At 53.9% G+C, this 21,256-nt stretch carries 18 protein-coding genes; 5 read left to right on the top strand and 13 right to left on the bottom strand.

Features of this window, described 5'->3' with window-relative positions; genetic code table 11:
• Positions 1–71: 71 nt before the first annotated feature.
• From thiO to CHH75_RS23795, 7 genes are all read right to left on the bottom strand, one after another.
• Positions 72–1,256: a glycine oxidase ThiO gene (thiO, locus tag CHH75_RS23825; RefSeq protein ID WP_095399324.1), complete on the bottom strand. Its 1,185-nt coding sequence runs from the start codon at positions 1,254–1,256 to the stop codon at positions 72–74.
• A 189-nt stretch (positions 1,257–1,445) separates the two neighbouring features.
• Positions 1,446–2,225, bottom strand: a complete 780-nt coding sequence (locus CHH75_RS23820; RefSeq protein ID WP_095399323.1) for a thiazole synthase — start codon at positions 2,223–2,225, stop codon at positions 1,446–1,448.
• Positions 2,226–2,229: 4 nt separating this feature from the next.
• Positions 2,230–2,433 carry a sulfur carrier protein ThiS gene (thiS, locus tag CHH75_RS23815; RefSeq protein WP_095265152.1) on the bottom strand — a complete coding sequence of 68 codons (204 nt, stop codon included), beginning with the start codon at positions 2,431–2,433 and terminating at the stop codon, positions 2,230–2,232.
• Positions 2,424–3,062, bottom strand: coding sequence for a thiamine phosphate synthase (thiE, locus tag CHH75_RS23810; protein ID WP_095399322.1), 639 nt, complete (start codon positions 3,060–3,062; stop codon positions 2,424–2,426). Before thiE ends, thiS begins: the two co-directional genes overlap by 10 nt.
• A 28-nt stretch (positions 3,063–3,090) precedes the next feature.
• A complete protein-coding gene (locus CHH75_RS23805) occupies positions 3,091–4,119 on the bottom strand; it encodes a ThiF family adenylyltransferase (RefSeq protein ID WP_095399321.1) in 1,029 nt (342 codons plus the stop codon).
• 370 nt (positions 4,120–4,489) lie between these two features.
• Positions 4,490–4,951 carry a DUF2269 family protein gene (locus CHH75_RS23800; protein ID WP_095399320.1) on the bottom strand — a complete coding sequence of 154 codons (462 nt, stop codon included), beginning with the start codon at positions 4,949–4,951 and terminating at the stop codon, positions 4,490–4,492.
• Positions 4,952–4,967: 16 nt separating this feature from the next.
• Positions 4,968–5,573 carry a TetR/AcrR family transcriptional regulator gene (locus CHH75_RS23795; RefSeq protein WP_095265156.1) on the bottom strand — a complete coding sequence of 202 codons (606 nt, stop codon included), beginning with the start codon at positions 5,571–5,573 and terminating at the stop codon, positions 4,968–4,970.
• Between the two features lie 173 nt (positions 5,574–5,746).
• On the opposite strand from CHH75_RS23795, the gene CHH75_RS23790 reads away from it, so the two are divergent.
• A complete protein-coding gene (locus CHH75_RS23790; RefSeq protein ID WP_095399319.1) occupies positions 5,747–6,229 on the top strand; it encodes a DUF4188 domain-containing protein in 483 nt (160 codons plus the stop codon).
• Between the two features lie 316 nt (positions 6,230–6,545).
• On the opposite strand, the gene CHH75_RS23785 is transcribed toward CHH75_RS23790, so the two are convergent.
• The 3 genes from CHH75_RS23785 to CHH75_RS23775 form a co-directional block, all read right to left on the bottom strand.
• On the bottom strand, positions 6,546–8,387 hold the full coding sequence (locus CHH75_RS23785; RefSeq protein ID WP_095399318.1) for an SLC13 family permease: 1,842 nt from the start codon (positions 8,385–8,387) through the stop codon (positions 6,546–6,548).
• A 124-nt stretch (positions 8,388–8,511) separates the two neighbouring features.
• On the bottom strand, positions 8,512–10,356 hold the full coding sequence (locus CHH75_RS23780) for a YhgE/Pip domain-containing protein (protein ID WP_176475658.1): 1,845 nt from the start codon (positions 10,354–10,356) through the stop codon (positions 8,512–8,514).
• Positions 10,353–12,404 carry an efflux RND transporter permease subunit gene (locus CHH75_RS23775; RefSeq protein ID WP_095399316.1) on the bottom strand — a complete coding sequence of 684 codons (2,052 nt, stop codon included), beginning with the start codon at positions 12,402–12,404 and terminating at the stop codon, positions 10,353–10,355. Before CHH75_RS23775 ends, CHH75_RS23780 begins: the two co-directional genes overlap by 4 nt.
• Before the next feature lie 155 nt (positions 12,405–12,559).
• On the opposite strand from CHH75_RS23775, the gene CHH75_RS23770 reads away from it, so the two are divergent.
• Positions 12,560–13,123 (top strand): TetR/AcrR family transcriptional regulator, encoded by a 564-nt coding sequence (locus CHH75_RS23770; RefSeq protein WP_255223105.1) that lies wholly within the window; start codon positions 12,560–12,562, stop codon positions 13,121–13,123.
• Between the two features lie 146 nt (positions 13,124–13,269).
• Here CHH75_RS23770 and CHH75_RS23765 read toward each other — a convergent pair whose 3' ends face one another.
• Together CHH75_RS23765 and CHH75_RS23760 are read right to left on the bottom strand one after the other, a co-directional pair.
• The gene (locus CHH75_RS23765; protein WP_095399315.1) at positions 13,270–14,007 is read right to left on the bottom strand and encodes an SDR family oxidoreductase; all 738 of its coding nucleotides are present in this window, start codon (positions 14,005–14,007) and stop codon (positions 13,270–13,272) included.
• Between the two features lie 4 nt (positions 14,008–14,011).
• The gene (locus CHH75_RS23760) at positions 14,012–14,293 is read right to left on the bottom strand and encodes an Atu4866 domain-containing protein (protein WP_095399314.1); all 282 of its coding nucleotides are present in this window, start codon (positions 14,291–14,293) and stop codon (positions 14,012–14,014) included.
• Between the two features lie 155 nt (positions 14,294–14,448).
• Between CHH75_RS23760 and CHH75_RS23755 the strand changes: the two genes are divergently transcribed.
• From CHH75_RS23755 to CHH75_RS23745, 3 genes are all read left to right on the top strand, one after another.
• Positions 14,449–15,348: an AraC family transcriptional regulator gene (locus CHH75_RS23755; RefSeq protein WP_095399326.1), complete on the top strand. Its 900-nt coding sequence runs from the start codon at positions 14,449–14,451 to the stop codon at positions 15,346–15,348.
• A 196-nt stretch (positions 15,349–15,544) separates the two neighbouring features.
• A complete protein-coding gene (locus CHH75_RS23750) occupies positions 15,545–17,008 on the top strand; it encodes a hypothetical protein (RefSeq protein WP_095399313.1) in 1,464 nt (487 codons plus the stop codon).
• A gap of 172 nt (positions 17,009–17,180) precedes the next feature.
• Positions 17,181–18,002, top strand: coding sequence for a hypothetical protein (locus tag CHH75_RS23745; RefSeq protein ID WP_095399325.1), 822 nt, complete (start codon positions 17,181–17,183; stop codon positions 18,000–18,002).
• A 232-nt stretch (positions 18,003–18,234) separates the two neighbouring features.
• Here CHH75_RS23745 and CHH75_RS23740 read toward each other — a convergent pair whose 3' ends face one another.
• Entirely contained in the window at positions 18,235–21,204 is a 2,970-nt protein-coding gene (locus tag CHH75_RS23740) for an S-layer homology domain-containing protein (RefSeq protein ID WP_176475657.1), read from the bottom strand.
• Positions 21,205–21,256 lie beyond the last annotated feature (52 nt).

Here is a 21,256-nt window from a genome sequence, read left to right as displayed (position 1 = left end):
CTGTCCAATAAGTCCCTAAAGTAAAAAGGTTGGACGAGAAGAGAACCATTTCTCCGTCCAACCTTTTTACTTTAGGGACTTATTGGACAGCCCCTTCTCATTGCGTGGGCAGCACCAGCAGCATCCACCCGGGTGGCCGCCGTCCCGAATCGGTCGGGACGGAACGCCTGCTGCCATGCCGGGAGGGGCTTGCCCTCGGCACAATCCGCAGCCAGCATCGCCGTCACGGGACTGAGCAGTATGCCGTTGCGGTAATGCCCTGCCGCCAGCAGCACCCGATCCGCATGCGGCAGGCGGCCGATCAGCGGCTGGCCATCCAGCGTCGACGGCCTCAGCCCTGCCCAGCGGTGAAACGGCGTCAGCCCTTCAAGCACGGGCACCACCTTATGGTTCCACTGCATCAGACGGCGGATGCCGCGCTCAGTCACGCTGGAATCGAAGCCCGCGATATCTTCAGACGCGCCGCACACCAGTGTACCGTTTCCTTTCTGCACCATATACCCTTGGCTGCAAAAAACCATATGGTTCAGCGGCGTCCTGTTCTCACCCCAGGCGTAAGCACAGATCTGGCCCCGGATCGGCTGCACGGGAATCCGGACGCCGAGCAAGTCCGACATCGCGCCCGCCCAGGCTCCGGTACAGACAAGCAGCTGATCTCCTGTGAAAGCACGACCACTGCGGGCCCGAACCTCGATCCGATCCTTCCACTCGACCAGATCCAGAGCATCCAGATGCTCATGAATGCGAACCCCTTCCTGCAAGCAGGCTGCCTTCAGCGCTTTGACGAAATCCGGAGCATAAATATGGTGTTCCTCCGGCGTCAGGAGCGCGGCTATCGCCTTGCGGGACAGTCCCGGCTCCGCGTCAAACAGTTCCTGGTCCTGCAAAACAACCGCGCTCGAGCCGTAGTCCCGCTGCCAGTTCATTCGGCTTTCGAGCGCCAGCAGGTCCGCCTCATGATAGGCAACATACAGGCTGCCGCACGCGGTATACTCAAAGTCCATTCCGGTCAGCTCCCGAATCTGCTGCTGCCAGTCCGGATACAGCTGCAAGCTTTCCCTGCAGAGCATAAAGAACGCATCCGGAGCTTCCAGATTCTCCGAATATGGCGCCAGCATGCCGGCCGCTGCGCCCGACGCCTGCCCGCCGCAGGAGGCCGTTTCCAGCAGGCGCACTTCTGCGCCGCGCCGGCGCAGCTCCAGCGCGCAGGACAACCCGATAATTCCGCCGCCCATGACGATGATCGTGTCGTTCATCTTCTCAGCTCCTTTTTTCTATCCCCTGTAGTCGGGAATTTCCCCCGCCACTGTACGGTGCCCCGGCCACCAAAGCTACCCTATCGCAGGAGTTACCCGGCAGGCATCACCCCCACCGCCTCTCCATTACGACCGTTGAAGCCCATCAGCAGCCGGATGATTCCCTTTCGCTGCGCGGAGTGAGCGGCTTTATTTAACGATCAGTGACGCCATGCCGCTGCTTGCGGACGCATACCGCTTCTTCGGCATCCGGCCGGACACGTACGCTAATCGGCCCGCCTCAATCGCCATCCTCATCGCTTTCGCCATGCCTACAGGATCCTTCGCTTTGGCCACTGGCGTATTCATCAGAACGGCGGACGCGCCCAGCTCCATAGCAAGGGAAGCATCGCTGGCCGTCCCCAGACCGGCATCAATGATGACCGGCACCCGAGCCTCCTCCACAATCAAACCGATGTTATACGGATTCAGAATCCCAAGCCCGGTGCCAATCGGAGCGCCGCCCGGCATAATCGCCGCTGCGCCGGCCTCTTCCAGCTTCCTGCAAATGATCGGGTCATCCGAAATATAGGGAAGAACCGTAAATCCTTCACGAACCAGAATCTCCGTCGCCCGCAGCGTCTCAATCGGATCTGGCAGCAGTGTCCGCTCACTTGCGCTGATCTCCACCTTTACCCAGTCGCTCAGCCCGGAAGCTCTGGCGAGACGGGCAATTCGTACAGCTTCATCCGCCGTCCGGGCTCCGGACGTATTCGGAAGAAAGATAAATGCGCCAGGCTCGATATGCTGAAGAATGGAATCATCCTCGACCGCATCCAGATTGACTCTGCGAATAGCGAAGGTCAGCACCTCTGCGCCAGAGGCAGAAATGGCTTCCTGCTGCACGAGCGGGCTCGGGAACAGGCCGGTTCCTAGAAAGAAGCGGGACGACATCTCATGCTTCCCGATCCGCCAAGTATCTGCACTCATCTGCTCAACCCCCTCCTACAAAATGAACCAGTTCAATTTTCATCCCTGGCATGACTGCAAAAGCCGGCCACTGCTCCGCCACCAGCACTTCGCCATCCACCTCGGCCACCACCGGCTTGCCGGAGAGCCCCAGCTTGTCGATCACTTCAGCGAGTGTACGTGACTCCAGCTGAAGCTCCCGCTTGCTGCCGTTAATGATCAGCTCCATTCCCTCATCCCCTCGCTTTTTAGCTTCTCGATGAACGCCCTGCATGTGCCCATAACATCATCACTGCCGACAATTTCGCTGATCGCGCAGACACGCCGTGCTCCCGCACGGATCACCTCATCCACATTGCTCAGCTTGATGCCGCCAATGGCCACGAAGGGAATCGAGATGTTCTCCGCCACTTCGGTAATATAGGATAAGCCAACCGGGCTGACAGCGTCCGCCTTGGTCTTCGTCGCATAGACCGGACCGGCTCCAATGTAATCGGCTCCCTGCTGCTCTGCCAGCCTCGCTTCCTCTAACGCATGGGTCGAGATGCCGATGATTTTGCCCCCGACACGCCGCCGGGCCTCTTCAATCGGCATATCTCCCTGTCCAAGATGAATTCCGTCTGCGCCCACTTCCAGCGCCAGCTCGACATCATCATTCACGATGTACGGTATTCCGTATTTGCGTGTTAACACCCGCAGCGCCTTCGCCTTATGCAACATCTCGGCCTTGCTGCTTGTCTTGTCCCGGAACTGTACAATATCCGCCCCGCCCAAGATCGCTTCCTCCATCACTTCCACCAGATCTCTACCTGGATGGAAGTCCTCGCCGGTAATGGCGTACAAGCTAAAATCAACCATGTCTAAATATCCTCCTTGCTCATATTCATCAGCTTCCGATATAACGAGCCACAAGCGTCTTCGCCCTGGCCGGGTCGTCCGTGCCCTGAACGAGCAACCGCCCATCTGCAAACAGCACCAGCCGTTCGCCTTCCGGCAGCGTCGCCCGGAGCAGATAATCATTCACCTTCGTGTTCCGCACAGCCGGACTCAGGCGCTGATGCCACAGCGCAAGGTCGAACGGCTCATGCCCCGAGATTTGAATAGAATCCCGGCCGCACAGTGACAGCAGCGTCGCTTCCTCCTCCCGGAGCGCCGGATACTGCTTAAGTCCGCAGCAAGGACAGGTCTCCCTCGGCTTGCCAAGCTTCATCGCATAATACTGGTTATGCCATATATCCAGTGTCAGCAGGCTGTCCCTTCTCGCCTCCGCGGCTCCGGTCAAGTACTTCAGCGCCTCCACCGCCTGATAAGAAGCCACAATATCGACAATCGGCGAGATGACTCCAACCGTGTCACAGGTCTGCCCACCGGCGTCCGCCGACTGGATGAAGCAGCGCAGACATGGCGTGACCCCCGGGATGAACACAGCGCTCATCCCGCGCGAGCTCACCGCCCCGCCATACACGAACGGAACGCGCTTCGAGAAACAAGCATCATTCAGCAGAAAACGGGTCTGGAAATTATCCGTTCCGTCCAGCACCAGATCCACATCCTGAATCAGTTCAAGCACGTTCGCTGGCGTCACGTCCGTGAACACCGCCTCCAGCTCAATCTCTGAATTTATACGCTGCAGCTTGTTCCGGGCTGCCACCACTTTCGGCAGCGCCTCGGCCGCATCCGCTTCATCAAACAGCATCTGTCTCTGCAGATTGCTTGGTTCTACATAATCCCGGTCCACCATTCGAACGCGTCCGACGCCGGAACGAACCAAATGATTAGCCAGCACCGTGCCGAGCGCGCCCATCCCTATAATGCAAACCGTGCTTTCCAGAAGCTTCCGCTGGCCCTCCTCGCCAATCGGAGCGAACAGCATCTGTCTGGAATAACGCTCCTTCAGTCCACTTTCCTTCCCCATAAGTCGGATCACTCCCGCATCTATCAAAATTCCTGATCACAGTTCGACGTTCGATCCAGAGAACGACACTGGATTGGCGGGACAACTTAGCCCCGTTCTCTCCCGAATATGCAAAAAAACCATTCGAGAATACACGAATGGCTTATAACAATTCGAACGATATTCTCTACGCCAGCATTACCTGGATCAGATTAACGGTCCCGAGCACAAGGCTCTGATCTCAGCCGGACTTCATCCAGCACCCGCATTCTATTCAGTTTGGAACTAGCATAACGAATCATGGCCATTTTGGCAACTGGCATTCGGGGGGACAAGCCTGCTCAGCATGATGCACACCCGAGACCCCTCCACCGAGCGTCACCCCCTAAACCTAAAACCCTTTCATCACCATCAAGTAAAGAATGACTAACGGTAATAAAGTGGCGGCCGTCCCATATATCGCCCATAAACGGGATGCCCGCTTATATTCCGCAGAGATTACACCGCTCTTGGCACTCTCGCTGCTCAGCCGGATCATTGTGCGCTGGAGCGGAATGAGCACAGCCAGCCAGATCACTCCGGTCACGGCAAACAGGCCTAGTGAAAGCGTAAGCCAGTTCAGACCCGACCATGAGAAGCCTGATACGCCGGCCATCACCCCGCCAGATAAGATAATCAGGGCAAGGCCCGGTATCGTAAACACATAGTCCGCCAACATGACTTGCTTGGCCGTGTGATGAATCACATGCGGATTCCCGGTCTGATCGGCCTTGATTTTCCAAAATGCCGCAGTCACCACATTTCCGACCATTAAGAGGACACCAATCAAGTGTACGATTAACCACATTCCCATAATACGCTCATCCTTTCTATTTCCCCTCTTTCGGAGGGTTCAACATACTGGTCATCCACGCGGTGATATCATGCGCTTTGAAGACCGCCTCTGTACCCGGGATGCTGGAGCGGATCCGGAGACCGAGCGTCATCAGCGTAAACATCTCTGCCGTTTTGTCCGCCTCGACCGATTCAGGAATAACACCGTAGCGCTGTCCTGTCTCGATCCACAACCTGGACAGATACACCGACCGATCGTAATACAGTTTCAAGGCCTCCCCAACGACAGGGTCCTTTTCCTTGCCAAGCAAATACAGCAGCACCTTGTTGGTCACGTTAAGCGGATTCTCATATTGGATAATGCTTTCCGCGATCTGCTGCATCGGCTCCTCAAAGCGGCGGTGCCCTTGCTCAATCTCGCTCATGAAACGCTGGTTTGTTTCCTCAAGCCCTTCTTGCAGCAGCCATACAAAGATCTCGTCCTTGCTTTTCACATAATGAAAAATCGCTCCCTTGGACAGGCCGGACCGGCCCACGATGTCCTGCATCGTAATGGAATTACAGCCCTTTTCTTCTATCAGCGCCCGGGTCGCCTCCATTAAACGTCTCGTCGTCTGTTGTCTGCGTTCCTCCTGTTTCAATAGGTCCCCTCCCATGCAAAAGTAAGTGATACACTCATTATAAATACCGACCGTTGGTTTGTAAATGATTATGGAGTCATTCATTCAGCATTTTTACAGCCATTCCCGTTCTCCTCCAATATAATGCGTTGTATGATGGAAGCAAATGACTCAAGCTGATTAGAGGAGGTACGATGGGAAATTCTATTTTCACAGGGCCCTATACGACGGACAACAGCGAGGACATCGTAGTATTTATCATTGGCATGCGAATTAACAAGCCGCTGGCTATTCATAAGTGGCTGCCTGTGTTTCACGCTATGCCCGGCATGATTCGCGAGCTGTATACCCACAAGGAGGAGCTGGGCTTCTTATCCATGGAGAGTTATTTAGGGCTGCGTACCACGGCGATGATCCAGTACTGGCGTTCGGTGGATGATCTGATTGCCTATGCCCATAACAAGAAGCACATGGCTGCATGGGAGAATTTCAATAAGCATGTCGGCCATAACCCTGCCGTCGGCGTATATCATGAAACGTATCAGCTGCAGGGCGGTGCTTATGAAGCGATGTACAGAAACATGCCGAAGTACGGCCTCGGAAAAGCGATGCCGCACATCCCGGTGACCCCCAAGAACAATTCCGCCCGAAAAAGACTAGGCTCGCATCAGCCATAAGAGAAAAGACGGAATCGCCAAGTCATATAAGGCATGCGTCCGGCTGGTACACCAAGCTTTATGCCGTAGCAATAAGCAAGCCTTATGCTGCGGCTCACCCACAATGTCCCTTCTCGGTAGCCGGTCACCCCCGCGGCCATCTGGCAATCACCGGGCAGCATGGCCCACTTGGCCATGTCCAATCATCTGCGTGGGTATAAGAAAAAAGCCCCTCTTGCGAGGGGTCTACCGAAATATATAATGCCTGAAAATCACGACTAATCACGACTGTAAAATCACGACTAATCACAACTATTAACGCCTGGAAAACATGCCCTTAAAACGGGAAAAACAACGGCAGCACCGTAATCATCACCACAGCGACGATCACCTGCAGCGGTAAGCCTACTTTGACAAAATCCATGAAGGCATAACGTCCTGCCGACATCACCAAGGCATTCGGCGGTGTGGAGAACGGAACCGCAAAGCACATGCTGGCTCCGATGGCCACCGCGAACAGAAACGCATACGGGCTGACCCCGAGCTCCACTGCGGAAGCCAGCGCGATCGGTGCCACAAGCACGGCACACGCCGTATTGCTGATGAAGAGCGTCAGCAGCGATGTTAGAGCATAGATTCCCGCGAGCATAACATGCGGGCCGAAGCTTCCCAGCATGTCCACAAGTCCATTGGATAACAGGGCGGCTGCCCCCGTCTTCTCAATCGCAATGGATACAGGAAGCATGCCGCCAATCAATACGATGCTTTCCCAGTTCATCGTTTTGTAGGCATCCTCCATGCTGCGAAGACAGCCGAACAGCACCATCAGGACAGCGCAGATCATGACCGAGGCTACCGCCGGAATCACATCAATAATGAGCAGGCCGACCATGAGCAGCATAATGCCGGCGGCAATCGGCGCTTTATGGTCAAGCGTTACCTTCCGCGCCTCCTCAGCAGGTTGTCCGACAACAACGACATCCGTCTCCTCGGCCAGCAGCGCGATATCCTTCCACGCTCCCTGGACCAGCATCGCATCTCCGTAACGCATCCGCTCATCCTTCAGATGATGCAGGATGACCTCGTCCTTGCGCCGGATCCCCAGTATGTTCAGCCGGAATTTCTCCCGAAATCCTGATTCGGCCACCCGCTTGTGAATGAGCGTTGAGGAGGGAGCAAGCAACACCTCTGCTATCCCGATATCCCCAGTGGTGAGCGCAGCTTCTGCAGCTTGATGGTCGAGAAGCATCAGCCCGCAATCCTCGGCCAGCACCTTTACATCTTCAAAGGCGCCATGAACATACAGAATATCCCCTTCCTGCAGCTCCGTCTCCGAAGTGGCCACTTCCTGCGGAATCGTCTTGAAGAACTGATTCTTCATGGACATCCTGCGCCGGACTTCGATGATATTCACATGATACCGTTCCGACAACCGCAGTTCCTTTAACCTTTTTGAGCATAGTGGCGAATCGGCATTCACCTGCACGCGATACAGATTCTGCCCCAGCCGATATTCCGCCGCAATCGCCTTCGTGGAGCGAGCCTCCGATCGCTGCGTCAGCCCATCCTCCTGCCTCGGCAGCCACCTGCGCAGAAACAGCATGCAGATGATCCCGACGGCAAGGGCGAGCAGACCGATCGGCGTGAAGGAGAAGAAGCGCAGCCCTTCGAATCCTCCGGCCACCAGCACATCCTGTATGACAAGATTGGGCGGTGTCCCGATCAAGGTGAGCGCTCCCCCCATGCTGCTGGCGAACGCAAGCGGCATCAGCAGCCGAGCCGGATTGACGCCGGCGCTCATCGCCATGCTGACCACAATAGGCATCATGACCGCAATCGTTCCCGTGTTGCTGATGAATGTGCCCATAAAGCCTGTCGCCAGCATTATGACAATAAGCAGCCGGGTCTCGCTCGTCCCCGCCAGCTGGAGCAGCTTGCCGCTGATCAGCTTGGCGAGTCCAGTCTGAAAGATCCCCCCGCCGACCACGAACAGGCCGGCCATCATGATCACCACGGTGCTGGAGAAGCCGGACAGCGCCTCGGTTGGGGTTAAGATTCCGAACAGCATCAGCGCAATCAACGCGCCGATCGCCACCATGTCCGAGCGCACCTTGCCGGATATAAACAAGACCGATGCCAGCACCAGCACCGACAACGTAATGACAATATCGATATTCAATGATGTCGGCTCCCCTTCTGTTAATGAGTCAATTCTCATCTCTCTAGTACCTACAAGCATTATAGCATTGTCGGGCTGGTGCCACTATGCGGGATGTCTCTCAAATTCAATCTATTCTAGCGAGCTAGAACCAACCTTTGAACAGATTGGCGAAGCGGTCCCAGAAGCCCGCCTTGGCCTCTTCCGGAGCCTCTGTCTCTTCAACCTCCGGAATCTTGATCCCTTCGGTCTTGAACACAAACTGAACCGTGTTGATCATCGTATTCTTCGGCGATACATAGGAGACTGGCTCAAAGTCGGATTTGTCGAACTCGGCCATCATCCGGTCGGCCTCTTCCTTCATCTGATCCGGCAGATCCTTCGTGGAAGCATAGAGCTCATCAGTGCCGTCATGCAGCTTGCCTATGCCGTTCTCAAACTCAGCGGTGCCCTCGGACAGCGCGCCAAGGCCGCTGTGCATCTCTTCATAAGAACTGGACAGCTGGCTGATGCCCCCGGTGTACTCGACCAGTCCGGCATGAAACTCCTTATAATTCGTAGACAGGAGCTTGATTCCTTCCTGCAGCTGGACGAATGAAGCTGCGGCAGCATCTGCCTCGCCCTGCGAAGCGGCCAGCCCTTGGGACATCGCATCCAATTGATTGGCCATCTCGGCCAGGGAAGCGCGCACTTGTCCCAGCACGCCATCAACCGCATCAAGGCCTGCCTTCACTGCCGAGTAAGTCCCCTTCGCGGTCTGGGCGGCCGCATACGTCTCAACCAGCCGCTCGACAACCGCAGGGTCTGCCCCGCTGCCGTATAGCTGCTGAATGTCCGCTTCCGATATCGCCTGCTCCGGAATCGCCGCCATGGCCGACTGCAAGGCGCCATGTGCCTTCGCATAATTCTCTTGCAAAGTGCCAAGCCCCGTGGCGGTCTCTCTAAGCCCGCCGGCAATCTGGGAAAGCCCGGTCACAAGCTGATTCAGGTCCCCGAGACCGGATTCGTCCATCCCTCCGTCCAGGGATGCATGCAATGTATCGAGCGCCTGAGCGATGCTGCCGGACGCATTCACCAGCTCGGATGAGGAGTGATGAATCGTGGAAATGCCGTTCTTGTATTCCTCTGAGCCGCTGTGGAGTTCCTTCATGCCATCGTTTAATTCATGGACCCCGTTCAGCAACTCCCCGACGCCTTCATGCACTTCGCCGATGGCGTTCGTCAATGCGCCCATATCCTCCGTCATCCCATCCAGATCCGGCGCGTCGATCGACATGGAGGAAGGAATGGCGGTGATATCAATCCCGTCCAGCTCGAACCCGGCTGCATCCGCCTCGACAAGCAGATTCGCATGCTTCTCGGGCATGACGGTGAAGGTCACTTGCTGATTCTTCCCTGCGTTGGCTATGACACCGTCAGGTGCCTGGATATTGCGGAAAATCTTCGTATCGAGCGAGAGCGACACCTGCAGCAAGTAATTCTGGAAAAATACCTCGTCCACTTCCTCGTTCGACGATGTCTCAATCTTAATTTGCACGTGGCCCTCTGCGCCGGCGAGATCCTCAGGGGCAATCTCCTTCCCGTCCAGCAGATAAGACACGGAAATATTCCAAGGCAATGCCGCATCGTTCATATTCCCCTGATAATAGAACTTCCCCTTCGGCGCGGCCACTTCGACCGCATCGCCTGTTTGCTCCAGGGGGGACATGTCAGTCAAATTTTTCAGGCTGGTGTACGTGCCGTAATCTGTAATTGTCCCCGCTTGTTCAACGTCCAGAACGTTGACAACATATATTTCTTGCTTATCGCCGGTTGCCCCCAGCCTTGCATAAACCACTTCATCCTTGGCGGAGACAACCCCCGCCCCTTGCACTACCTCTTCACTGGATGTGCTGCTATTGCTGTTCTGTGAAGCTGTCACAAGAAAAGACGGAAGCAGTAGAATGACAGCAGCGAAGACTAGCAGAACCCTTTGTATACTCTTCATCATCTTTTCTCCTTATAGAAATTTGCTTTCCAGGTCGTTGTGGCAATCAACTTATCAAACACTGCGAGACATGCCGGCAGGAAGAAAATAACCATAATAAAGGCAAGCAGTGCGCCTCTTCCCAGCAGCAGTCCAATCGAGCCTACAATCGGGTTGGAGGAGGTGATCCACAATATGAACCCGACACTCGACAGAATCGAAGCGGAAATCGCAATCGCAAATATTTTCTCATCCAGCGTCTTCTTGATCGCTTCGCGAACCGTCAGCTCCTGCCGGTGCTCCCGGTACGCATCCATAAGCAGAATCGCATAGTCTACGGTTGCCGCCAGCTGAATGATGCTGATCAGCAGATACCCTACGTACACCAGCGTTGTATCCGAGAAGTACGGAACCGACAGATTGATCCACACCGCTGACTGAATCGTTAACAGCAGAATCACTGGAATGGAGATCGATTTGAAAGTGATCAGCAGCACCAAGGCAATCGTCAGAAGAGTTAACAGATTGACCTGCCGATTATCCTCCAGCACCGTATTTCTGATATCGTACAAGGTCACGCTTTCCCCGACCAGATGTACATCCTCGGAATAATAAGAAGCCACCGTTTCCTGCACCTTCTCAATCAAGCCGAAGGCCTCCTCGCCCTCATTTTTCGTATTGGTCTGGAGGATGATCCGGCTGTAATGCTCGGAATAAAACTGCTCCGTGATCGAAGCGTCCAGATACTCTGGAGGAATCGCGGCACTGACGGTGTTGACGTATGCCAACACGCTCGTGACATGCTGAATGCCCTCCAGATCCCGCACCAGCTCCTCTTCCTTGGCAACATCCCCCTTAGGAACCAGCAGCACCATCGGTGTGCTTTCCCCGAAATGAGCCTTGATCTGGGCTATATCCTTGCCCGCTCTTGTCGTTTCGGGCTGATCGCCAATGCCATAAGTGAACGTGGTCTGCGCCTGTGCGAGAAATGCCGGCACCACCAGCAGAAGAACGACAAGCAGACTGCCAACCCTGACCTTCACCACGGCTTTGCCTACATTTTTAATGGCCGGAATGAACGGTTTGTGCTGGGTCTTGTCAATCCATTTGTAGAAGAGCAGCGTCAATGCAGGCAGGAACACCATGACGCTAATGAAGCTGAGCAGAATTCCTTTGACCAGATTAATGCCCAGGTCCGAACCGATTTCAAACTTCATGAACGACAGTGCAATGAACCCGAAGAAGGTCGTCGATGCACTGGCCGCAATCGCCGAGAAGGAGCTTTTCATCGCGAGCCGCATCGCTTCCTGCGGGTCCGCTACCTTCTTCCGGTAGTCAGAGAAGCTGTGCAGCAGGAAGATCGCATAATCGAGCGACACCGCCAGCTGCAGTATCGGAGCGACCGACTGGGTGATAAACGAGACTTCCCCCAGGAACAGGTTCGTGCCCATATTAATGAGAATCGAGACACCTATTGCCGTTAAAAAGAGCAGCGGTTCCACCCATGATGTGGTGGAGATCACCAGAATGATGATAATGATCGGAACGAGCAGCGCGGCTGCGAACAGCGATTCCGAACCTGCCATCTTCTGCTGTGTGGCCGTGTTCACCGATTCCCCTGCCATGGCGTTATCCTCGCCGATCAGGCTGTATATGGCGTCGGTAACCGCCACTTCATCCCCATCCCGGATGCTGAACATATATAAGGCTGTTCCGTCCCTGTAATACGTTCTTACTGTCTCTTCATCCGCCATTTCAATCGGCGTCTTCAGATCGAACGCATCATCAAGCCAGGTTACATCCGACACGCCGTCGATCGCCGCAAGCTCCTCCTTGAACGCAAGCGCCTCTTGGAGCGTGACATCATGGATCATCACACGATTGGAAGGAACACTCCCTTCGAATTCCTTCTCCATCATGTCCATCGCAGCCGTGGACGGAGCACCTTCGGGCAAATAGTCCTTCATATCGTAATTGACCGATACCCCGAACTGTGCGAAGATGCAGATCACCGTAAGTATAGCGAATACGATCGCAACGGCTTTTTTATACTTGAGAATTCTTGCTGCCATACTTATTCTAATGCACCCTCTCTTGCCCATTATTCATCTACACGCTATCATTATATCGACACGGTGTTGCTTACTCAACATACAGTTCATTAGAATCCGTAAGTTACCCGACACAATCGGGAATTATGTTGGATAAACGGAAGAAGGAGCTCGATATGGCTGCATTAGACCGGCGTAAAAAATACACACGGATGGTGCTTAGAGACAGCTTGATCCAGCTATTGAAGGAAAGACCACTATCCTCCATTACCGTGAAGGACATTTGCGAACTGGCCGATATCAACCGTTCTACTTTTTATGCTCATTATGCCGATCAATATGATCTGCTGGAGCAAATTGAAGAAGAAATTATGACCGATCTGACCGGTTATTTGAACCAGTTTCAATATGAGAATGAAGAGGACGCCCTTCCGCTCCTCGAGAACTTGCTGGAGTATTTCGCCTCCAAGCGAGACATCTCCCAAACGCTGCTTAACGAGAGAATGGATTCTTCCTTCCAGCTAAAGGTCATGACGTTTGCCCATAAATACTTTATGGAGCACTGGACAGTCGTGAGGCATCTTGATGAGGATCTTTCGGAGTATATGAGCACGTTCATCATCAGCGGATGCATCCATGTGATGAAGGCTTGGCTCAGCAATGACATGGACAAGTCCCCGCGGGAAATCGCGGAAATTCTGTATCATCTGATTAATAAAGGGCTGTTCGGAAAGGAATGATGCGAGCCTAATCCGAATCTCCCCAACTTGGCATATACAGATAGCCCCAAAAAAAGCCCAGCCTCACGGCTGGGCTTCGTCTACGCTGGCATATGCGGCAGACAGTACGCATTTCCCGCCGCTTAGGCAGCGGACAGCTTAAGGCGTTATGCCCGCTGCGCGGCAGGCCGCACAACAAGTTCATTCACATCCACATCCGCGGGCTGTTCAATCGCATAGGTGATCGCACCTGCGATGGCTGAGGCCGGGATCGCATGCCGGCGGTACTCCTTCATCAGCGCGGCAGCTCCCGCATCCGATATACTGTCCGCCAGCTCGGACTCCGTAACACCAGGCGACACAAGCGTCACGCGAATGCCCGGACCGGCTTCCAGGCGAAGCCCCTCGGTGATCGCACGCACCGCGTATTTCGTTGCACAATAAACCGCCGCGGTCGGCGATACCTCATATGCGCCAATGGAAGCGATGTTCACGATCTGGCCGGTTCCTTGAGCCTGCATAACAGGCAGCACTGCGGCTATACCGTGAAGGACGCCACGAATGTTCACGTCGATCATGCGGTTCCACTCATCAATTTTCAACGCTTCTAGCGGAGACAATGGCATCACTCCCGCGTTGTTCACAAGCACATCGACCCGCCCGTACTGCTTACGGGCCAGCGCGACGATGGCCTCCATCTGCTTGGGATCGGTCACATCAAGCGCCTGATGCAACGCCGAGCCGCCGTCCGCCTCAATAGCGGATACCAGCACCTTCAGTCGCTCTGTCCGCCGAGCCCCCAGCACGACATGGGCACCGCGGCTGGCGAGCAGACGCGCGGTCGCTTCCCCAATTCCGCTGCTCGCCCCTGTAATGATGATCACTTTATCCTTTATAGGGAACATGGTCTTATGCCTCCTTATTCTCATGTCGTTCTTCGCGATAGAGCACCATGCCGGCGTGATACAGAACACCCTCCCGAAAATCCCCGTCGGCCGTAAAGCCCGTATCATCCACATACTCGATATGGTCCCCGTCTATCGTGTAGCGGCCCTGATAAGCGCTTTGGCGGGTGCCGCGCGCTTCGTCATAGCGTCCGTTCGGCAGCAATTCATGCCGTATGAATCCGTCTCTAGTGACCCACATGCCGACATACGGATGCGGGTACGGATGATGATCGTGATTGCCCATTCTTCCCTCTCCCTTCACCTCATACATCACTTACACACTCATTATGACGCCTGCAGGAAGACCAGCGGTAGCCGGATATTACACCCCGTTTGCCTAATCTTCCGGAAATTCATACAATGGTAGGAGTAGACTAACAGGAACGGAGGGCATGAATGATGGATGATAACCTGCCGGGCCCAAGTGCGGAGCTCGTTGAAGCGATGAAGCGATACGCAGCTGCTGACGGTACCCATGAAACCACGATCCCGTCGTTGCGGATCATCCGGTCTTCGCAGGTGTCGGAGCCTGTGCACTCTGTATACGAACCATCGCTCTGCATCGTAGCCCAAGGCGCCAAGATCGCGATGCTGGGGGAGGAGAGCTACCGCTACGACCCGTCCAGTTATTTGACGGCTTCAGTTCATCTGCCGATTGTCGGACAAGTGATTGAGGCCTCCCCGGAAGCCCCTTATCTATGCCTCCAGCTACAGCTGGATCGTCGCGGTTTGCTGGATGTCATCCAAACGGCTGGATTATCGGCGCCCGCCGAACCCGGGGCCCGGCGTGGCCTGGTCATCAGCCGGATGAACGATGGGCTGAGCGACGCGGTTATAAGGCTTGTCCGGTTGCTTGATGCTCCGCAGGATATCCCGGTTCTTGCCCCGATGATCATCCGCGAGATCATCTACCGCATCCTTCAGAGCGACCAAAGCGGCAGCATGAGGCAGTTTGCTCTTATCGGCAGTCATGCTCAGCGCATCGCGAGCGTTCTCGAACAGCTTAACCGAAACTTCGCGAAGCGGCTATGCATCGACGACCTGGCTGCAGAAGCGGCCATGAGCAAGTCGTCGTTCTATGAAGTTTTCAACGAAGTGACAGGCATGAGCCCGCTCCGATACCAGAAACAGCTGCGCCTGCAAGAGGCGCGCCGCCTGCTTCTCTCTTCCTCGATGGACGCTTCTGATGCTGCCTTCGAAGTCGGGTATGAAAGCCCCTCCCAATTCAGCCGCGAGTATGCCCGCATGTACGGCCAGCCGCCAATTCGGGACATTCGCCGCTTGCGGGATTCCCTTTAGACCGGCCTCTATCTACGTGATAAGGACTACCACCAGAACATGTCGCATCAGCTACAAGAGAGGTTCCGCTTATGGTTATAGTTGAAATACGACTATATATGTAACAATCTATGAAACTCCTTAACAAACTATCATATTTAGAATATACTGGAATTGTATTTAAAATATTCTAGATGGTTGAAAGGAGTTCTAATTGATGAAAAAGAAACTCTCCCTCACCATGGCCATGATTCTACTCGTTATCCACGTCTTTAGCTTTCAGGTATTTGCTGATCCCCTGCCGGAAGGCCCGGTCATTACCGGCGAAGATCTTGAGGCGGCCGCGCCACCGGAGGTACTACAGCCCAGTGAAGAAGTGATCACCGAGCTTGTCCAGAGCAAGTCAGAGATGGATACTGCGAAATTGAAGCAGCATCAAACGGACCTATCTGCAACACTGAAGTCGATCACAACAAAATCGAAATCATCCGCCCATGAAATGAACGCCTCACCGCAATCGATCAGCACCTCGGCAGAGACTTCTACATACATCGGTTATATCCAGCAGGAAGGAACCTCCGCCTTTTTATACCCGTTTTACGTAAATCCCGGAGATATCCTGCAGGTTCAGCTTGACAGCCCCGCACTCGCACAGCTCGACTACGATCTGTACCTTTATGAATTCGATATGTCTACCGGTGATTTGAACCCCAATCCTATTGATTATTCCATCTATGGAACCCATCTGAACAACTATGCCGACGGCTCCAGAACGTTGTCCGAGAACGTCGGCACCAAGAACACGACCTCCGCCCCTAAAGCCTACCTGATGGAGGTATATGGAGCGGTCGGAGCAAGCATCAACGAGCCGTTCTATTTAACGGTCTCCACGAGTTCAACCTATGACCCGTTCGAGACGGATGAGAATGCTTTCCGTGCTTACCCGTTCACCGTGGCGCTTGGAGGTTCCAGCATTGTCAGCCGCTCCATTAACTCCGAAGTGGACCAGGATTGGTACGCAATCACCGTTCCAGCCAGTCGCAATTATGACGCATTCCAGATCAGTCTGGACCAGGCCTCTGTCGCGGCCGGCTACAAAGCGGAGCTGTACGGCGCCTTAAGCGGCAATCGCATGACACGGATCTCTTCCGACACTGACAAAGCCGCTGTAGGTACCGGCACTTATTACCTTCGGGTGTATACAACCAACAGCTATTCCGATACCAATTACACACTCCATGTACAGCCGATTCTCCGGGCTGACCGCATTGTGATCACCGGTTACAACTCAAATGGCGGTCCGAACGATTATCCAAGCTATGCTTACGGGCGATTCTACCGGATTACCGGAAACAGCTTCACAGTCAACGGCGTGGTGGCCACGTCCGATAACTATGCTGTAGCCAATGCAGAGGTGGAAGTGATCTGGGAGAACAGCTATTGGACCGAGGGCAGCGGCAATCGATATCGGAGCGGAACTGTTACAACCAACAGCCGCGGGGAATTCAGCATTACGCTATCTCTCCCGTCTCCCACCGCCAGCCTCAGCCAGTTCTTGCCGGGAGCGATTAATTTCACCCACTACTTTGATCTTTGCGGCGTACTGGCCAGAGTGACCGATCGGCCTAGCGTGAATACCATTGATCGCGTATATCATTTTGCCTATAGCATCCGCGGGTAATGATGCCCGAACGTGAATTTCCTTGCAAGCGGCCAAGCTGGCCGCTTTTTTTCTTCCGCGGATATTCAAATGTCGGCTCACTTGTCCGATATAAATGGATATAAGAGGTAAATATTGAAGGTAATAGGGTGAGATAACGATGAACGTAAATGGAAATGCTCCACACACCATCATGAATCTCTACACATCCCGCAAATCACATCCCGACCGGCTTGCGTTAGTGACCGATGCGCCTCCCGTGCGGCCGCATGACAAGGACTCGGTCGAGATCAGTCCCGGTGCGCGTCAGCTGGCCGATTCCGCTATTGTGCATCATTCGGCTGTTTATTTTGGAACGGCTCAAATTCATGATTCGCTGAAGCAGCTGCTGCAGGATCAGCCGGCACAGGTAAGCGAGGCTGCTTACGGCATTATTCAATCCAATTTCATCACCAACGAGACAGACACGGATAAGCGGGCTGCACTTGTGGAGCTCGGTCTTGCTCAGGCTCAATTCATAGCTGACAACTACATGGACAAGGATGCGGCTGCACAATGGATGGATACGATGCGTCTCATCGCAGCGATCTCTAACACGGGCACCGTCGATCCTGACACCAATGTCATCCGTTATGACACTCCGGCACAGAGACCGGTCGGCGCTCCTGATGATTATGTCGACCTGGGCGAGATGATGCGCCGATTCGAGCCGGACACCATGACCCAGCTTCAGGAGGCGATAGCCACCGGAGGCGACTGGGGCAGCATCTTGGATACCTTTGCCCGGAAGGTGGCTGCGCGCGAGGACTGGGTAACGGAATATCGACAAGCCGCCGCCGACCAGATGAAGGAGCTTCAGAGAAGCACGGGCCCCGGCCGGTTCGACCGCACTTCAACCAGCGACTTGACGAGCTTTGTGCGGGACGTTCAAGCCCGCATGACCGGCATGGAGATGGACACTGGCTTCCTGCACAGCAATCTCGAAGCTTTCATGCGCACGCTGCAGCGCCAGTAGATGCGGGTGGAATGGCGGCGTTGTTGACACGAATGACGTGATTTGGCGGGGTATTCTCCGCAAAGATTCATAAGCAGAAACGTGAATCCGCGGGTAGCTGCACAAAAAAGAAACCTGTCCTGTTCGGTTAGTGGCTGGGTAATCCGCCATTTTACCAAGGATAGGTTTCTTTTTCTTAAATCCGCATGACAGGGCTGCTCGATCGCATAGCGCTCACGTCTGCGAATTATGCTTATTTTATCTCCAAAGCTCGAAGGATAACAGCCGCGACCTCCGCTCTTGTAGCATAAGCTTCCGGTCTAAACGCCTGGTTCGAATACCCGTTCATGATCCCGCGCTGTACTACGGCCATCACTCTTGGATTAGCCCAATCAGATATGGCCCCCTGATCCACGAATATGGAGTTGAACGTGGTCGCTTCTAATCCCAGCAGCTTACCGATCATAACCGCCATCTGCTCGCGCGTCATCCGATCCTCTGGACCAAAGGAAGTATTGCTATAGCCCTGAATGATATCGTGAGCGTAAGCGGCGGAGATCGCTTCAATCGCCCAATGCGCTTGTACATCTTCAAAAGGAGGCGAAGCCGTAAGTCCATCTTCTAGGTTAAGCTGAAACGCTCGCACCAAGATGGTCACGAACTCTGATCTTGTCACGGGCTGATTCGGTTGAAAGGTTCCATCCGGATAACCGCTAATGGCCCCCATAGCTACCAGACGATGGATGCTCTCCTCGGCCCAGTGTCCGCTAATATCGGATAAATGAACAGCAGGTACAGGTACGGGTGCTTCTTTCTCTTCCTCTTGTGAGGCGATCGCCGCAAATTTAGTAAAATGGTCGACCGTTCCGCTGATGCTATGCTTCTCCTCGTCCACTTTAACGTTATTGAGCTCGACCCATTCCTGATTTGCTTCGTCCAACCCGTAAAGGGACACGTTCATGCCTTCCCTATTAACAAAATCCTCATCCTCTGTTAACTCCAAATGTAGGGTAACTTCCTTATGAAACTTCCCTGCTTGATCTTTTTTAAGCTCGATGACTTCACTAACAAACCGCTCTTTCCCTGTTAAAGAGAGTGTATCGGCCAGAGCCAGAACCTCTGTGCTGCGCAGCCGGTTAATCGTAAGGTAAAAGGATGTGTTCCAAGCTCCCTCAGGAATTACAATCTGGCCCCCCTGAAAAGAAATGGTTGCCCCAGCCTTCGAAATCAGGTGGGTATTTGGAGGCATGCTACTCCCCCTGCCGTCATTTGTACCGCCAGTTGCGCCCCCATTTGAACCGCCGCTTGGACCACCGTTTGAACCGTCGTTTGGACCGTCATTGTCAGGGACATCGTCAATAACGGGTGTCGAGTCACTGACCGTGATAACCAGTGTCTGCGGCTCCCCTGCACTAAAGGTAAACGTCAGACTCGTGGCGCCTAGAGGCAGACCGGCTAAGTATTCCTTTTTGATCGTTACGAGGTTATCTGCCAGCGTATAATCTATATCAGGAACCAGCGCCACTCCCTCATTTTCTATCGCAAGTAACGTATTTCCCTTCCATGTTACTTCTGTTGTTATATCGGCATACGTTGCAGAGGTCACATTTTTGTCAAAACTTGCCATTACGGGACTTATCACACTATCGTACACTCCGGCAACCACTTGCGTTATGGTAAAGGTAACGTCCTCCATATGGTCGGCCGAGACCGTCACTAAGCCTGTGTATGTACCTGGCGCCAGTCCATCCTTCGCCTGAATGGTAAAGGTCGTTGACGCTGCTGCATGATTTAATGCTGTAGCTGCGGGCTGGCTAATCTCAAACGCATCAGCATCCGCTCCACTTAAGGCCACCGCAAGGCTTGTTAACTCCCCTGTTCCATTCCTTGTGATCGTCATGGTCTTGATTTCCGGTGTCCCCGGCTCATACCCTACCGTTAGCGGAGTCATTTGCTGATCCTGGATCTCCTCTATGGTATACGTCAGCGAAAATAGTTTGATGATACGGTCAGCACTATAAGGGATCATCCAGATATTCTGGCCGTCAAATACACCACTATTAAAAGCAGCTAACCCCTTTGAGAAGCCGCTTGGCCAATTCTTGTAGGTTGCCATTTCGCCTGTCGTTTTATCAATTCGCACGACCCCAATCCCATCCGAATAGGGAAGGAGCCAGATGCTTTGACCATCATACACGCCACCTTGAAAGATGCTCCCACCGGCTCCTTGCCAAGCATCCCTAGGCAAGTCGTAGCTAGTCATCTCCCCTGTCAGCGTATTGACTTTCAACACCTGCAAAGCGTTAAGAGGAACCAGCCAAACGTTCTGACCGTCATACACACCACCCGCAAAGGCATACGGATTCTTCGTAAATCCGGCCGGCCAAGCGTCATAGTCTGTCATCTCGCCTGTTTCCGTGTCCAGCTTCACAATCCGGTCTGCATTGTATGGAATCAGCCAAATATTTCGACCGTCATATACACCGCCCGTAAAGGAATACTGATTTTTCATAAATCCGGCGGGCCAAGCGTCATAACCGGTCATCTCACCCGTTTCCGTATTCAGTTCGATAACGCGATCAGCTGACGCAGGAATAAGCCACAGACTTGATCCAGCATAGATCCCGCCTGAAAATGCATTTTCTCCTTTAGTAAATCCCACGGGCCAGTTCTCATAGCCGCTCATCTCACCCGTTGCTTTGTTCACCTTAACAACCTGACTGGCATTATAAGGGACCATCCAGATGTTCTCACCGTCAAACGCCCCGCCCTTGAATGACCCGACGAAGAAGCCCCCGTAGCTCCCCCCTAGATCAAGATTCGCAGGCCAGTCGTTGTACCCCGTCATCTGGCCGGTCACGCTATCCACTTTCACAACCTGATCGACATTGAAAGGAAGCATCCAAATGCTCTGACCGTCAAAGACCCCGCCAGCAAAGGCATAACCATCTTTGGTAAAACCGCTCGGCCAATCCTGATAGCCCGTCATTTCAATCTCTGTGCCTAGCGGTTGAGCCGGAATAAGTCCGCTATAACTAAACCCATCCTGATTATGAATGTAGTCCACGGTCCGTTCAGTACTGGAGCTTAAGCTTATTGGAGTGCTGGACTGCGTGAATTCTGACCCTGCAGCCGACATACCTACTGGTTGAAATAGTGCAATATGACATACAAGAAATAAGATCAGAAAACTCGCCATTCTTTTTGAACTGTTGTTTTTCAAACGCATTCACCCCTATTATTTTGCTAGCCTAAGCTCTCTTCCACAATCTCCT

The sequence above is a fragment of the Paenibacillus sp. 7541 genome, from assembly GCF_002276395.1.
Lineage (GTDB): Bacteria > Bacillota > Bacilli > Paenibacillales > Paenibacillaceae > Paenibacillus_AQ > Paenibacillus_AQ campinasensis.
The sequence above is the reverse complement of the archived record's forward strand: the minus strand, read 5'-3'. Positions and strand labels throughout refer to the sequence as shown.